The 15977-nt window shown below is 28.5% G+C and carries 17 protein-coding genes; 1 reads left to right on the plus strand and 16 read right to left on the minus strand.

Annotation, left to right across the window (positions count from 1 at the left end; all coding sequences use genetic code 11):
* Positions 1 to 10: 10 nt before the first annotated feature.
* Genes aspS through recJ form a run of 5 tightly spaced genes read right to left on the minus strand, consistent with a single transcriptional unit; the run spans position 11 to position 6747 of the window.
* Positions 11 to 1768: an aspartate--tRNA ligase gene (gene aspS, locus BN2087_RS06640; protein WP_049691044.1), complete on the minus strand. Its 1758-nt coding sequence runs from the start codon at positions 1766 to 1768 to the stop codon at positions 11 to 13.
* A gap of 8 nt (positions 1769 to 1776) precedes the next feature.
* Positions 1777 to 2382 carry an MBL fold metallo-hydrolase gene (locus BN2087_RS06645; RefSeq protein WP_049691045.1) on the minus strand — a complete coding sequence of 202 codons (606 nt, stop codon included), beginning with the start codon at positions 2380 to 2382 and terminating at the stop codon, positions 1777 to 1779.
* On the minus strand, positions 2382 to 2831 hold the full coding sequence (gene dtd, locus BN2087_RS06650; RefSeq protein WP_049691046.1) for a D-aminoacyl-tRNA deacylase: 450 nt from the start codon (positions 2829 to 2831) through the stop codon (positions 2382 to 2384). The genes BN2087_RS06645 and dtd overlap by 1 nt, the downstream gene beginning before the upstream one ends.
* The gene (locus tag BN2087_RS06655; protein WP_049691047.1) at positions 2831 to 5008 is read right to left on the minus strand and encodes a RelA/SpoT family protein; all 2178 of its coding nucleotides are present in this window, start codon (positions 5006 to 5008) and stop codon (positions 2831 to 2833) included. The genes dtd and BN2087_RS06655 overlap by 1 nt, the downstream gene beginning before the upstream one ends.
* A gap of 8 nt (positions 5009 to 5016) precedes the next feature.
* Positions 5017 to 6747 carry a single-stranded-DNA-specific exonuclease RecJ gene (gene recJ / locus BN2087_RS06660; RefSeq protein WP_049691048.1) on the minus strand — a complete coding sequence of 577 codons (1731 nt, stop codon included), beginning with the start codon at positions 6745 to 6747 and terminating at the stop codon, positions 5017 to 5019.
* A gap of 170 nt (positions 6748 to 6917) precedes the next feature.
* On the opposite strand from recJ, the gene BN2087_RS06665 reads away from it, so the two are divergent.
* Positions 6918 to 8300 carry an alanine/glycine:cation symporter family protein gene (locus BN2087_RS06665; RefSeq protein ID WP_049691049.1) on the plus strand — a complete coding sequence of 461 codons (1383 nt, stop codon included), beginning with the start codon at positions 6918 to 6920 and terminating at the stop codon, positions 8298 to 8300.
* Between the two features lie 45 nt (positions 8301 to 8345).
* Here BN2087_RS06665 and BN2087_RS06670 read toward each other — a convergent pair whose 3' ends face one another.
* The 11 genes from BN2087_RS06670 to rdgB all read right to left on the minus strand — a co-directional run bounded on the left by BN2087_RS06670 (position 8346) and on the right by rdgB (position 15970).
* Complete coding sequence (locus BN2087_RS06670; protein ID WP_245190862.1) at positions 8346 to 8615, minus strand: preprotein translocase subunit YajC; 270 nt, start codon at positions 8613 to 8615, stop codon at positions 8346 to 8348.
* The gene (tgt, locus tag BN2087_RS06675) at positions 8605 to 9729 is read right to left on the minus strand and encodes a tRNA guanosine(34) transglycosylase Tgt (protein ID WP_049691051.1); all 1125 of its coding nucleotides are present in this window, start codon (positions 9727 to 9729) and stop codon (positions 8605 to 8607) included. The genes BN2087_RS06670 and tgt overlap by 11 nt, the downstream gene beginning before the upstream one ends.
* Before the next feature lie 8 nt (positions 9730 to 9737).
* Positions 9738 to 10760 carry a tRNA preQ1(34) S-adenosylmethionine ribosyltransferase-isomerase QueA gene (gene queA, locus BN2087_RS06680; RefSeq protein ID WP_049691052.1) on the minus strand — a complete coding sequence of 341 codons (1023 nt, stop codon included), beginning with the start codon at positions 10758 to 10760 and terminating at the stop codon, positions 9738 to 9740.
* A 1-nt stretch (position 10761) separates the two neighbouring features.
* Positions 10762 to 11769, minus strand: a complete 1008-nt coding sequence (gene ruvB, locus BN2087_RS06685; RefSeq protein ID WP_049691053.1) for a Holliday junction branch migration DNA helicase RuvB — start codon at positions 11767 to 11769, stop codon at positions 10762 to 10764.
* A 9-nt stretch (positions 11770 to 11778) separates the two neighbouring features.
* Positions 11779 to 12372, minus strand: coding sequence for a Holliday junction branch migration protein RuvA (gene ruvA, locus BN2087_RS06690; RefSeq protein ID WP_049691054.1), 594 nt, complete (start codon positions 12370 to 12372; stop codon positions 11779 to 11781).
* Complete coding sequence (gene ruvC, locus BN2087_RS06695; RefSeq protein ID WP_049691055.1) at positions 12372 to 12866, minus strand: crossover junction endodeoxyribonuclease RuvC; 495 nt, start codon at positions 12864 to 12866, stop codon at positions 12372 to 12374. Before ruvC ends, ruvA begins: the two co-directional genes overlap by 1 nt.
* Before the next feature lie 51 nt (positions 12867 to 12917).
* A complete protein-coding gene (locus tag BN2087_RS06700) occupies positions 12918 to 13667 on the minus strand; it encodes a hypothetical protein (protein ID WP_245190864.1) in 750 nt (249 codons plus the stop codon).
* A 155-nt stretch (positions 13668 to 13822) separates the two neighbouring features.
* Positions 13823 to 14566, minus strand: coding sequence for an HAD family hydrolase (locus tag BN2087_RS06705; RefSeq protein ID WP_049691057.1), 744 nt, complete (start codon positions 14564 to 14566; stop codon positions 13823 to 13825).
* On the minus strand, positions 14553 to 14900 hold the full coding sequence (locus BN2087_RS06710) for a hypothetical protein (protein ID WP_049691058.1): 348 nt from the start codon (positions 14898 to 14900) through the stop codon (positions 14553 to 14555). The genes BN2087_RS06705 and BN2087_RS06710 overlap by 14 nt, the downstream gene beginning before the upstream one ends.
* A gap of 2 nt (positions 14901 to 14902) precedes the next feature.
* On the minus strand, positions 14903 to 15385 hold the full coding sequence (locus BN2087_RS06715) for a YfcE family phosphodiesterase (protein WP_049691059.1): 483 nt from the start codon (positions 15383 to 15385) through the stop codon (positions 14903 to 14905).
* Entirely contained in the window at positions 15386 to 15970 is a 585-nt protein-coding gene (gene rdgB, locus BN2087_RS06720) for an RdgB/HAM1 family non-canonical purine NTP pyrophosphatase (protein ID WP_049691060.1), read from the minus strand.
* Positions 15971 to 15977 lie beyond the last annotated feature (7 nt).

Raw genomic sequence — 15977 nt, forward strand, 5'->3', positions numbered from 1 at the left:
GAATCCTCCCTTATTCTTTCACCTCTATGCTTAATTCATTTAAGCTCTTTTGATCAACTATGCTTGGAGCTTGAGTTAATGGGCAAGTTGCTGATTGAGTTTTTGGAAATGCTATTATATCCTTAATATTATCAGTTTTTGCAAATAGCATTACCATTCTATCAAGTCCATATGCAAGTCCTGCGTGAGGAGGTGTTCCGTATTGTAAAGCTTCTATAAAGAAACCAAATTTTTGTTCTATATCTTCATCAGATAATTTTAAAGCCTTAAATACTTTTTCTTGAAGCTCTTGATTGTTTATTCTTACTGAACCTCCGCCCATTTCATCTCCATTAATAACAATATCGTAGGCTTGAGTTCTTACCTTTTCAGGTTCTGTTAATAACAAATCAATATCTTCTTCATTTGGCATTGTAAATGGATGGTGTTGAGAAACGTATCTATCTTCTTCTTCGCTATATTCAAACATAGGGAAGTTTACAACCCAACAAAAAGCATATTCTTTTTCGTAAAGATTTTGATCTTTTGCAACTTTTCTTCTTAAAGCTCCAAGACCTTCAAGAACTGTTTTATCCTTATCAGCTCCAATTAAAATTAAATCATTATCAGAAATATCTAATTTTTCAACTAAACTTTCGATAATTTCATCAGTTAAGAATTTTTTTATAGATGAGTTTATATCATCCTTGTTGTTATATTTAATGAAACTAATACCTTTAAGACCATAATCTTTTACAAAATCTGTTAGTTTATCTAATTGTTTTCTTGAATAATTTGATGCTTGTCCTTTAAAATTGATTGCTCTTACAGAATGACCTTCTTTGATATTATCAGTGAAAACTTTAAAGTCAGAATATTTAAATATTTCTGAAATATTATTAATCTTATAACCATATCTTAAATCTGGTTTATCAGACCCATATGAATTCATAGCTTCTGAATAATCCATTCTTTGGATTGGTAATTTTAAGTCATAATCAGTAAATTTATCAAAAAGTGTTTTTAATAGGCCTTCATTTACTTTTATTACATCATCTTGATTAGAAAAACTCATTTCAATATCAAGTTGGGTAAATTCTGGTTGTCTGTTTGCTCTTAAATCTTCATCTCTAAAGCATTTTACAATTTGAAAATATCTATCCAAAGAACCAATCATCAATAATTGTTTCATTAATTGTGGAGATTGTGGCAAAGCATAAAATTTACCTTGGTTTACTCTTGATGGAACCAAATAATCTCTTGCTCCTTCTGGAGTTGGCTTTGTTAAAAATGGTGTTTCAACTTCTGTAAATTTATTTTCATACATATACTCTCTCATGCTTCTAACAATATCAGATCTTAATTTTAGATTTTTTTGAACTGATTGTTTTCTCATATCAAGATATCTGTATTTTAATTTCAAATTTTCACTTACATCGTCATTTTCTTTTATATAAATAGGAGGTGTTTTTGCCTTATCTAAAACATTTATTTTTTCAGCTACTATTTCAATATTTCCTGTAGGTATGTCAGGATTTTTGGATTCTCTTTCCCTAACTTCACCTTTTACTTCAAGAACATATTCACCTGCTACATCTTTTACAGTTTTATAATTTTTTTCATCTTCTTCACGTGTTACGATTTGAGTTATACCAGTTTTATCTCTAAGATCTATAAAAACCAAAGATCCAAGATTTCTTTTTTTGGCAACCCAGCCCATAAGTACAACTTCTTCTCCAACATTTTCTTCTCTAAGCTCACCACACATGTGGCTTCTTTTAAATTCCATACTACCTCCTAAATTAAAAATGGATTATTTTCTTTTTCAAATGCAATACTTGTAGATTCCCCATGTCCTGGATGAATTTTTGTATCGTCATCGTATATAAAAATTTTATTTTTTATTGAATTTATTAATGTATTAAAATTCCCACCTGGAAAATCGCTTCTTCCTATTGATAAATTAAATAAGGTATCTCCAGAAAAAATATCATCTTCTACTTTATAGGACATTGAATCTAAACTGTGACCCGGAGTTTTTATAGCCTTTATCTTATACTCAGAAAAAACTTCTCCATCTTTTAAATAAAAATCAATTTTTAAATCTAAATCACAATATCCTCTTGATAAATTATAATCTGGATCATTTGCAATATCTTTGCTATCTTCACTTGCATAAACTTTTACATTTAATTTATTTTTAAAATAATCAAGTCCTAATACATGGTCAAAATGTGTATGAGTTAACAAAATAAATCCTATATTAATTTTATTCTTATCTATATAATTTTCAATTTTTCCACCTGGATAAACAGGATCAATTAAAAATCCATTTTTATTATCATCATAAACCACATAACAATTTGCCATCATTGGTCCTTCTGTTATTTTTCTTACATGCATTAATACAACCTCTCACTATCTAATTGGATTGTCACAGGTCCATCATTTATCAAAGAAACTTCCATATGAGTTTGGAATTTTCCAGTTTTTACATCAAATCCATCATCTTTTAATTTTTGTATTAATATTTCATAATATTCTTCTGCCTTTTCGGCACTAGAAGAATTTACAAAAGAAGGTCTATTTCCTTTTCTAGCATCTCCATACAAGGTAAATTGGCTTACAATTAGTAATTCTCCACCTTCATCTTCTACAGATAAGTTCATTTTCCCTTGGTCATCTTCAAAAATTCTTAGTTTTTCAATTTTCTTTTTGATATAATCAATATCTTTTTCAGTATCAGAATCTCTTACTGCCACAAAAACCAATAAACCTTGTCCAATTTCTGAAATCAACTCATCAGAAACTTTAACACTTGCTTGTTTTACTTTTTGTACTATTGCTCTCATTAACTTTTCACCCTATAAATACTCTCAATCATTTTTATTGTCTTTAATTTCATAATAAGTTCATTTAATTTTTCTGTATTTGGCACCAAAACTGTAATATCTATTATTCCTTCGTGATTTTCATTACTTCTTACATTCATAGCTTCTATGCTTACATTTTCAGCTGATATTAATTTTGTTATTTCAAAAATAATTCCTGTCTTATCTTTTGTAGTAATTTGAATTCTAACTGGGAACATATCATTAGAATCATTTTGCCAATAAACATCAATTAATCTTTCTGGAGATTTTAAATTTGTAATATTTGGACAATTTCTAACATGAACACTTATTCCATTGCCCTTAGTTATATATCCTACAATTTTATCTCCTGGAACTGGATTACAACATTTTGCAAATTTAACATCTACTTGATCATCAAGATCGCTCACCCTTACTTCATTTGAATAAGATTTTTTGCTGTTTGACCTTGTAATATCAATTTCTTCAATTTGTTTAGGTAGCTCATCTTTGTATTTTTTAATTAATTTTTGAACTATTTGATCAGTATTAGTTTTTCCAAATCCAATCGATGCAAACATTTCATCTTCTGTCGGATATCCTAAATCATTTGCAATTTCTTCAAGCCACTCATCTTTGATGTCTCTTTTGTAAATTTCCTTATTTTTTCTAAGCTCTCTAAATAAAGAATCTTTACCGATTTCAATATTTTCTTCTTTTCTGTATCTTTTGAAAAATTGTTTGATTTTATTTTTAGCTTGGTTGGATTGGACCATATTTAACCAGTCTCTTGATGGTCCTTGGGAATTTTTGCTTGTAAGAATTTCTACAACATCACCTGTGTTTAGTTTATGAGAAAATGGAACGATTTTTCCATTAACCTTTGCTCCAACACATTTATTTCCAACTTCAGTATGAACTCTATAGGCAAAATCTATGGCACAAGAATTTACTGGTAAGGAATATATTTCTCCTTTTGGTGAGTAGATATAAATTTCTTTTGAGAAAAAATCACCTTTTAAGGTGTCAAGAAATTCCTTACTATCAACGTCCTTACCTCCTTCCTTTTGCCATTCCATAATTTGTCTTATGAAGGTAAGTTTTTCATCAAATTCTGTTGATTTACTTCTATTTTCCTTGTATTTCCAATGAGCTGCTATTCCATATTCACATTCATAATGCATTTGCCTTGTTCTTATTTGAACTTCAAATGGTTTGGAATCTTCGCCAAATACAGTTGTATGCAATGACCTATAGCCATTTGGTTTAGGTTGACCAATATAATCCTTAATTCTATTTGGAATTGGTCTCCAAATCGAATGAACTTTTCCTAAAACTTCATAACAATCTGCAACTGTATCAACTAAAACTCTAACAGCTGTCAAATCATAAATTTCATTAAATTCAATTTTATTTCTACTCATTTTTTTATAAATTGAATATAAACCCTTAGGTCTTCCAGAAATTTCATAATTAATTTTTGAAGTTGAAAGAGCCTTATTTAAAGTATCGATTATTTCATTTATATAGGCTTCTCTTTCTCTTCTTTTATTGTGAACCATTTGGGCAAGCTCATAATATTCTTCAGGTTTTTGATACCTAAAACATAGATCTTCAAGCTCCCACTTCATAGTATAAATTCCAAGTCTATGAGCAAGAGGAACATATATTTCCAAGGTTTCACTTGCGGTTTGCTTTTGTTTTTTTTCAGTCTTATATTCCAAAGTCCTCATATTGTGCAAACGATCAGCAAGTTTTATTAAAATAACCCTTACATCATTGCTCATTGCCAAGACCATTTTTCTTATGTTTTCAGCTTGTTTTTCTTCTCTTGTTTTATAATTTAATTTTTTAAGCTTTGTTACTCCATCTACCAAAAAAGTAATCTCTTCTCCAAAAAGATCTTTCATTTGATCTTCTGTAACTGGAGTATCCTCCAAAACATCATGCATTAAACCTGAACAAATTGTTTGATCATCTAATTGCATATTTGACAAAGTTTCAGCAACTGCAATAGGATGGATAAAATAATCTTCTCCAGAGTTTCTTTTTTGACCCCTGTGATGATATTCAGCAAAATCATATGCTTTTTTTATTAAATTAAGATCTGCATTTTCATTATTTTTTAAGATTATTTTCTTAAAATTTAAAAATTCTTTTTGAAAGTCTTTTGCCATAATATCACCTACCTTATATCAATCAATCTTAATTGTAAATTCTTTTGACCTCTAAATTCATTTATGTCTGGATAAAAGACAGCATCAATTTTATTTCCCAAAATATTTGAATTAAATTTATCATTTAATAATTTATATTCTTTTTTGGCGTTAAACATTATAGCATCAATATCACGACCATTTTTATTTAGGGTCATTTTCATGGTATTATTGTTTTTTCCTATCATGTTTAGATTTTTAATAATAAGATTTTTGTCTGCAAATTTCGCCTTTGGATTATCCTTACCAAAAGGTTCTAATCTTTCTAAACTTTGGGCAAATTCAAGTGAAAGTTTTTCAACTGGAATTTGAGCATCTATATTTATTATATTTTCAAAATCTTCCTTCTTTAATTTAGATTTTTCATTTAATTTTTGTCTAAATTCATTAACCTTTTCTTTTTTTATTGAAAGACCACATGCCATAGGGTGACCACCAAAAGATTCAAGTAAATCCTTTATTTCAAAAACTTCCTTGTAAATATTATAAGCTTCAATACTTCTACCAGAACCTTTTAATATTTCCTTATCACTTGACTCAGTCATAATTATAGTTGGCTTATTGAATTTTTCTTTAATTCTTCCAGCAATAATTCCACAAACACTTTCTTCAATATTATCTACATCAACAATAATAATGTCGTCTTTATAATATTTTTTATTTTTTATAATTTCTAAAGTTTTTTCAAGACCGATATTTGTCAAATCTTTTCTTTCATTGTTTAAACTTACAAGTTTTTTTGCATAGGTGTGGATTTTTTCTATATCATCTTCCATTAGCATATCTATTGCAAGTTTTGCAGTAGAAAGTCTTCCAGTTGCATTCATGCAAGGACCAATAATAAAACCTAAGGTGTATGCATTTACTTCTTTATTCCAAGAATTTTCTTCAACCAAGGCTTTTATAGCTAATTTTTCTGTATTATTAATTCTTTTTAAACCCTCTATTACAAAAATCCTATTTTCATCAGTTAATGAAACAATATCACAAACTGTTCCCATAGCAACATATTCCAAAAGACCATAAAGATAATCTAAATCTCCCTCAAGTTTTTGGTATAGGGCTTGCATTAATTTAAAAGCAACTCCAGCCCCACACAAATCATCAAATGGATAAGTATTATCTAATCTTTTTGGATTAATAACACAATCAGCTTGGGGTAAAATTTGCTTTATCCACTCCCCTTCTTCAACTTTTGAAACTTGGTGGTGGTCAGTTACTATAACTTTTATATTATTTTCTTTTAATTTTTTAACTTTATCGATAGCTGTAATGCCATTATCACAGGTAATTACAAGGCTAACCCTATCTTCAATTGCCCTATCAATCATCCTATCGCTTATTCCATATCCATCTATAATTCTATCAGGAATGTCATAGCTTATATCATCATAAAAATACAATAAACCATCAAGAAGTGTCATAGTCGAGCTTATTCCATCTTGATCATAATCTCCAAATATTCTAATAGATTCACCGTTTTCCATTGTCTCAATAATTATGTCAATGGCTTTTTTCATATCCTTAAATAAATATGGATCGTGTAGTTTATCTAGGCTTGGATTTATGAAACTTTCTACTAAATCTGCCTCTACTATATCTCTATTTGCAAGTATTAACGCTTCTAATTTGCTAATATTTTTATTTTTTAAATTTGATAAATAATTATTTTTTTTATTATATATATACCATTTGGTCATAATTACCTCTCTTATGAATAAATTATACCATTTTTAGAATCAATATAAAGATATAGATATAATCATAAAAAAATTATTATAAAAATGTAAAATTTTGATAATTTATAAATTATTTTGAAATTTATAAAAATAGAAATAAAATAATAAAAAATAATTTTATGGAGAAAAGAATGATAGATTTATTAAAAAGTTTTGAAAATTTATTGTGGGGATTTCCTTTAATGGTTGGAATAGTTGGCACAGGAATTTACATAAGTATAAAAACAAAGGCTATACAATTTAGAAAATTACCCTATGCACTTAAAAATACACTTGGAAAAATTTTTGAAAAACCAAGTGAACATCATAAAGGTGACATAAGTCCTTTTGGAGCCCTGGCAACAGCCCTAGCAGCTACAGTTGGAACAGGAAATATTGTAGGAGTTTCACTTGCTATAATTTTAGGTGGACCCGGAGCAATTTTTTGGATGTGGATTGCTGCTTTGTTGGGCATGGCCACAAAGTTTTCTGAAGTTACCTTGGCACTTGCCTATAGAGAAAAGAAAAACGGCCAATTTGTTGGTGGACCTATGTATTATATAGAAAAAGGTTTAAATAATAAAAAATTAGCAAAAACTTTTGCAATTTTTGCTGGAATTGCCGTTTTTGGAATTGGAGATTCTACCCAAGCAAATGCAATTTCAGGTGTCTTACACGATTCTTTTGGAATAAATACAATAATTACTGGTTTGGTTTTATGTATTTTGGCTGGAACTGTAATAGTTGGTGGAATTAATTCTATAACAAAAGTTACCGAAAAATTAGTTCCTTTTATGTCATTTTTATACATAATCGGTTGTTTGTGGATTTTATTTTTAAATAAGGTAAATATTTTGCCAGCTTTTAGGTCCATTTTCGTTGGAGCTTTTAATCCAAAAAGTTTAGGAGGATCTTTTGCAGGACTTTCTGTAAAAGCGGTTGTCTCTGCTGGTGTTGCAAGGGGAGTTTTTACAAACGAAGCAGGTCTTGGTTCATCTCCAATGGCTCACGCTTGTGCATCAACTGATCACCCAGTTCGTCAAGGTCTTTGGGGAATTAGTGAGGTTTTCGTTGATACAATTATTATTTGTACAATGACAGCCCTTGTAATTCTTTCTACAAATGTGGATATTAATGATACAAAAAATGCAGCAAGCCTTGTTGCAAGAGCATTTGCAACAGGATCTAGCCTTGGAAATTTAATTGTTAGTGTTGGCTTGAGTCTTTTTGCATTCTCAACAATTTTAGGCTGGGCCTATTATGGAGAAACTGCCCTAAGATATTTATTTGGAGAAAAAATCATAATTCCTTATAGAATTATTTATGTTATTTTCGTTTTTCTTGGAGCAAATATGGATCTTGGTCTAGTTTGGATTATTGCAAATATATTAAATGGTTTTATGGCACTTCCTAACCTCTTTGCCCTAATTAACCTTGCTCCAATTGTTGTAAAATTAAGTAAAGACTTTTTTAAAGATCCTGAAAAAATTCGAAAAAGTCCAGATGAATATAATTTTTTACTTAAAAATAATTAAAATAAAAAGCTTTTTTAGACTGTATTAAACAATCTAGAAAAGCTTTTAAATTTCTAATATTTTTTCTATACTATCAGTTTCTATAAGAAAATAAGAATATTTTTCATCTTTACCACTAATAATTAGGCAATCTGTTGTGCTAAGTTCTATTACTTCTCCAATAATTTTACTTTCTGTTAAAATTTTTGAACCTACTTTGAGATTTTTTTTGATAAATTTTTTATTCTTTTTCTTATCCAAATCATCTTTTAAAGAATAAAAATAAAACATCAAGGCTAAAATTATTAAAATTATATATTCTAATTTAAGATTCATATCCATATTTTTTGTAAAATTCTTTTTTAAATTCCAAAAACCTATCTTCCATTATAGATTTTCTAATATTTTCACACAATTTAAGCAAGAAATATAAGTTATGGTAGGTTAGAAGCCTTGCTCCTAAAATTTCATTTACATTAACTAGGTGTCTTATATAGGCCCTTGAATAATTTCTACAAGTATAACAATCACAATCATGATCAAGAGGCGTGAAATCTTCCTTATATTTTGCATTTCTTACTACAAGTCTTCCTTCTGATGTTATTGCAGTTCCATTTCTGGCAATTCTTGTAGGAAGCACACAATCTGCCATATCAATTCCAGCTTCAAAAGATTCAAATAAATAATCAGGACTTCCAACTCCCATGTTATATCTTGGTTTATCTTCTGGCAAAAGTGGGGTTGTATATTCTAAAAGTCTTATCATTTCCTCTTTTGGTTCTCCTACTGATAAACCTCCCAATGAATATCCATCAAAATCCATAGCACAAGTTTCTTCGACTGATCTTTTTCTTAAATCTTCAAACATTCCACCTTGAATAATCCCAAATAAGGATTGGTCTTTGTGGGAATTAGCTTTGTGATAATCAAGACCTCTTTTTGCCCATCTTATTGTTCTTTCTACAGATTCTTCTACATATTTATAATCTGCAGGATATGGTATACATTCATCAAAACTCATCATTATATCTGAATGGATATCATTTTGAATTTCAATTGATTTTTCTGGTGTAAATAAATGTTTTGAACCATCAATATGAGATCTAAATACTACACCTTTTTCTGAAATATCTCTTGTATCTGACAAAGAAAATACTTGAAATCCACCGCTATCTGTAAGTATTGGCCCATTCCAATTCATAAATTTATGAAGACCACCAGCTTTTTTCATGATATCCATGCCTGGTCTTAAATATAAATGATAGGTATTGCCCAAAATTATTTTTGCATCAATTTCTTTTAATTCTTCAACACTCATAGTTTTTACTGTAGCCTTTGTTCCAACTGGCATAAAAATTGGTGTTGGTATATCTCCATGGTCTGTGTGAATTATTCCACACCTTGCATTGGAATATTTATCTTTTTTTATTAATTCGTATTTTATCGGCATTTTCTCTCCTATTTCAAAAACATAGCATCGCCAAAACTAAAGAACCTATATTTTTTATCAACAGCATCCTTATAGGCATCCAAAATTATTTCCTTACTTGCAAGAGCTGATACAAGCATAATCAAAGTTGATTTTGGAAGATGGAAATTTGTTATTTGACAATCAATAACTTTAAATTCAAATCCTGGATAAATAAAAATATCAGTCCAGCCAGAATCTTCTTTTATTTCACCATTTTTCTTGTAAACAGATTCAAGTGTTCTTGTTGTTGTAGTTCCTGTCGAAATAATTCTCTTATTATTTTTTTTAGTTTCATTTATTAAATCTGCAGTTTCTTTGCTTATTTGATAAAATTCAGAATGCATTTTGTGATTTTTTACATCATCAACTTTTACAGGTCTAAAAGTTCCAAGCCCTACATTTAAAGTAATATAGGCTAATTTTACACCCTTTTCCTCAATTTTTTTAAGTAATTCTTTTGTAAAATGAAGTCCCGCTGTTGGTGCTGCAACAGATCCTGGATTTTTGGAATAAACTGTCTGATATCTTTCCTTATCCTTTAATTTTTCTTTTATATAAGGTGGTAAGGGCATATTGCCAAGCCTATCTAAAATTTCTTGAAAAATTCCATCATAAGAAAATTCTACAATCCTATTTCCATCTTCTTTTATATCAACTACCTCAAGACTTAATTCATCAGAAAAAATACATTTTGTTCCAATTTTCATCTTCTTTCCAGGTCTAACTAGAACTTCCCACTTATCTTTTTCGATATTTTCAAGTAAAAATACTTCGATTTCTTCTTCTTTTCCTTCTCTATGTCCGAAAAGTCTTGCAGGGATAACTCTTGTATCATTCATTACAAGAAGATCTCCTTCATTTAAATAATCTATAATATCATAAAAGTGTTTATCTTCTCTTTGACCCGTTTTTCTATCTACAACCATTAACCTAGAAAAATCTCTTTTATCAGCCGGGTGTTGGGCTATTAATTCTTCTGGTAAATAGTAATCAAAATCTTCTGTTCTCATCTTAATCCTCAAATTTCAATCCATAATGTTCATAAGCTTTTTTTGTAAGAATTCTGCCCCTTGGAGTTCTTGTCAAAAACCCAATTTGTAACAAGTATGGCTCATAAACATCTTCTATAGTAACATTTTCTATTCCTGTTGAAGCTGCAATTGTATCAATTCCAACTGGACCTCCATCAAAATTTTCATACATGGTAAGTACAATTTTTTTATCCATATTATCAAGTCCCATGTGATCTACTTCAAGGAGCTCAAGACCTTCACAAGAAGTTTCATAATCAATGACTTCATCTTTTTTAACAATTGCATAGTCCCTTACTCTTTTTAAAAGTCTATTTGCAATTCTAGGAGTTCCCCTACTTCTTCTTGCAATTTCAAACGCTCCCTTATCTTCTATTGGAATATTTAAAATATCTGCTGATCTTTTTACAATTTTTGTCAAATCTTTTGTATCATATAAGTTTAATGATAACAAAACTCCAAACCTATCTCTCAAAGGAGCTGAAAGCATACCTGCCCTGGTTGTAGCTCCAACTAAAGTAAATTTTTCCAAATCAATCCTAATCGATTGGGCATTTGGTCCTTTTCCTACAATAATATCAAGGGCAAAATCTTCCATAGCAGGATATAATATTTCTTCAACTGATCTATTTATTCTGTGAATTTCATCAATAAATAATACATCGCCCTTATCAAGATTTGTAAGAATACTTGCAAGGTCTGATGGTCTTTCTATGGCAGGTCCACTTGTTATTCTAATATTTACACCAAGTTCATTGGCAACAATGTTTGAAAGAGTTGTTTTACCAAGTCCTGGAGGACCTTGTAATAAAACATGATCAAGGGGTTCTTGTCTTTTTTTTGAAGATTCTATAAAAATATTTAATTTTTCTTTTGCCTTATCTTGACCTATATAATCCTTTAACCACTTAGGCCTTATGGTCATTTCCTTGTATTTATCGTTTATTTGCTCATTAGAGCCAACTATTCTCTCATTTTGATCGTACATAAGTCCATCCTAAATCATTCGTTTTAAAGCCTCTTTAATTATCTCTTCAAGGCTTAGGTCAGAATCTTTAAGTGAAGATAAAACTTTATCAATACTATTTCTTTGGTATCCAAGATTTACTAAAGCTTCTCTTGCTACTTCTATTTCATTATTAGATCCTGTAATCTTTGTATCTGAAATTGTTAAGTCTTCGTTTATCGCCATCTTCTTGACCTTATCAACAAGCTCAAGAATAATTCTTGATGCAGTTTTTTTGCCAATTCCTTTAGCCTTGGTCAAGGTATCAATATCATTATTTACTATAGCAAGTTTTATCTTATCTACATTTAAAGTTGATAAAACTGCTATGGCATTTTTTGGACCAATAGTTGATACACTCGTTAAGAGCTCAAAAACTTCAAGTTCATCTTTTGATGAAAAACCAAAAAGAGAAATATCATCTTCCCTTACATTCATCTTGGTAAAGATTTTAAACTCATTGTTTATTTCTAAAGTCTTTATAGTATTAAATGAAGAATTAATCAAATAACCAATATTATTATTTTCAATAACAAAACTATCTTCACCAATATATTTAATTTCACCTATAATATAACTAATCATTAATTCATCCTAAATTGTTCTTTAAATCTTTGACTAAAGGCGTGAGTAAGAGAAACTGCCAAGGCATCAGCAGCATCATCTGGTTTTGGAACCTCACTTAAATTTAGTAAAGTTGTAACTGTTTCTTGCATTTGTTTTTTATTTGCCCTACCAAATCCTGTTATTGCTTGCTTTATTTGTAAAGGAGTATATTCGTAAATTGGTAAATCATTTACTTGGGCACACAAAACTTGAATTCCTCTTGCATGACCTACAGTAATTGCAGTTTTAACATTTTGATTAAAAAATAACTCCTCAATAGCAAACTCATTTGGTTTAAATTCTTTTATTATATCATTTAAATTATTATATAAAATTTCAAGTCTTTCAGGTGTTTTTGTTTTTGCTGATGTAGTTATAACACCATTTTCTAGAACTTTATACCTATTTCCATTTACTTCTAAAATCCCGTAGCCCATAATAGCAATACCAGGATCAATTCCTAAAATAATCATACTAACCTTTCTTAAACTTACAATTAAAAAAGGGCTAATCGCCCTTTTGTTTTAATGATACCTATTTACAACTTCAATACAAAGTCCCTTCCAATAATAATTAGCGTACACATCAATAGCTACGTTATAAAGTAGACTTACTAGTTTGTCGTTTATTTCTAAAGCCTGCTTTAATGTTATATCCTCAGTGTAAATCATATCAATATCAAAAGCTAATTGTTTATTAGTGTTTACATCAAGATTTAAAACTTTTGACTTTAAATATGTATCAGAATAATTTTTAACACTTTTTCTAATTTTAGAAATCAATTCTTTGTTGTTATATATTTTTTTAAGATAATTTTCTTTTTCATCTTTTACATAAGGATTGTCCTCAGTGAAAATTTCATTTTCCTCAAATAAAAAAGACACCCCATAATAGTTAATAGCGAGGTACTCTAAGTCATCAATTAATTCTTTATCCTTGAATGCCTTATACTCACTTTTTAAAGTTAATAGAAATTCAAATCTATCTAAATCTTTACCTATTGATTTATCTAAGCTTATTATTATTTGATCTATATCAGATAAATACCAAAAATTCTTTTTTAAATTTTTTAGTATATAAGGTTTTATAAAAAATTTATTTTTTTTATAATTTCTAAAATTTTTATTATCATAAAGTGACATCAATGTATTAAGTGAAGATATATCCTCATTAATTAAATAATCATATTCAAGTTTTTCAATTATTGGTTTTTTTTCCGCACTTGATGTCATATTTTTTATCCCTCTTCTTAGTCTGTAAATAAATTTTAACATAAAATCAAATAAATTTATTTATATTTATTTATAGAAAAATAAAAATAGCTAAAACAAATGTATAATTTATACAATATTTCCTAAATTTTGTATAAATTATTTACAATCTAGCTATTTAAAATATTTCAATTTAATTTTATTCATCAAAAATTTTTTTAAAATTGATTAAAATTTACCTTCAAATCTCTTAACAAAAAATTATAATTTACATCTTTTCTTTCAACGTGAATTTTTGTTTTTTCTCTTAAATTTTTATCAGCGAAAAGTCTATTTATTAGCTCAAAACTTGGATTAATGGCATGAGCATTTCCTACTTTTTCAAACATAGAAAAATCACCGTTTGTATCTCCGTAAGCATGGGATTTTTCTAAGTCTATATTATATTTTTTTGTCAAAAAATCAATTGATTTTTTCTTATTCTTACTATCCCACATTGGTAGGATTTTTCCAGTAAATTTCTTATTTTCATCAAAAATATATTTTGTTGCTATTGTATCATCAGCTCCATAAATTTTTGCAAAGTCTCTTACCAAAAAATCTGGAGATCCAGAAATAACAAATATTTTATATCCTTCATTTTTATGAAATTCCAAGGCATTTTTGGTTATCCTATAAATTTTGCTTTTATTAATTTCAATCACTTTTTTTGCATATATATTTATAGTGTCCTTGTCAATTCCTACCAGATTTTTTTGATAAAGTAATGAAGCCTTATCTAAATAATCCTCATAAGGACCTTTTCTATCCTGATATTTTTGATAAAGAGGCCATACATTTTTAATCCAATTTTCCTTATCAAGAATTCCATCTTCTGTCATAAGAAAATAATGCTCTATCAATAGTGAATTTCTAAATAAGGTTCCATCAATATCAAAAAAAGCAGCCTTATTTTTTCCCATTTCTTTTTACCTTTTCATTTTCTTTATAATAATCTCTTACATCATCAAAAAGACCGATAATTCCTGCAAAAAGTATCCCTATAAATGCATTTGAAAGTAAAATCACACTAATCCAAGCCAAGTTAAGTCCAATTGCACTTGTCAAACTAAAAAATGCAATTATTCCTATAGCAAGACCTACAATTCCTATTATAAAAGATGGGTAAAATTTCACGATTTTTTCATCATTGTGTCTACTTACAAAATAAGTTAATCCTATTATTATTATAGATAAAATTGGCAAAACTATTAGTTTTGCAATATTATCTGCTACTAAGCTTATTAAACCTGCCATATTTATTCCTTTGTTAAATCTATTTTTTTTACTTTGATTTTTTCATCAATTTCTAAAATTACAAAACCTGCTTTATTATCTCTTGGAAGTGATGGAGAACCTGGGTTTAATAAATACATATCAAAATCCTCAAAATATTCATAACAATACATGTGAGTGTGACCAAAAATTACAAAATTACAGTCATAGTCCATAGCCTTTTGAATTAGTTGATTTTTTGAAAAATATACTCCTTCTCTGTGACCATGAACTAATAAAATATTTATTTTTCCTAGGGGGATTATTTGCTCAAAAGAATTTTTATAATCCCCATAATCGTTATTTCCTTTGACTGTAACATAATTTATACCAGTGTATTTAGAAATATTTTCTGCATCTTCTGTGTAATCTCCAGCATGAATCATTAAATCTATAGGATTTTTTTCTATATAGTCTAAAACTGAATAAAAATCTCCGTGAGTATCGCTTGTTACCAATATCCTCATTTAATCTTCTTTCAACAAAAATTTTTTAAACTTTTCTAAAGCCAAAGACCTGTGACTGTATAAATTTTTTTCTTCATCACTCATTTGACCAAATGTTTTATCAACTTCTTTGACTTTAAAAATTTGATCATAGCCAAAATCCTTGTCTCCATATTCTTTATCGCTTATTTCTCCATCAATCTTACCATCAAAATAGTAATCTTTTCCATCTTTATCAATAAAGCAAACACTTGTTTTAAAATAAGCATCTCTATTATCAAATTCTTTCAATTCATTTAATAATTTATTTCTGTTGTCCTTATAAGTCGGATTTTCTCCAGCATATCTGTGAGAATGAACACCTGGTCTTAAATCTAAAGATTTTACAAATAAACCAGTATCATCAGCTAAAGTCGGCATTTTTAAAATATCATACAAAGATTTTGCTTTTTTATAGGCATTTTCTTTTAAGGTCTCGCCATCTTCTACAACTTCAAATTTTTCTATATCAAAATCATTTGTAGTATAAATATCTACGCTTTCTCCTAAAATTTCTTTAATTTCCCTAACCTTATCCTTGTTAGATGTTGCAAGTACTATTTTCATTTTCACC

Source organism: Anaerococcus jeddahensis, from assembly GCF_001182725.1.
GTDB classification, from domain to species: Bacteria; Bacillota; Clostridia; order Tissierellales; family Peptoniphilaceae; genus Anaerococcus; species Anaerococcus jeddahensis.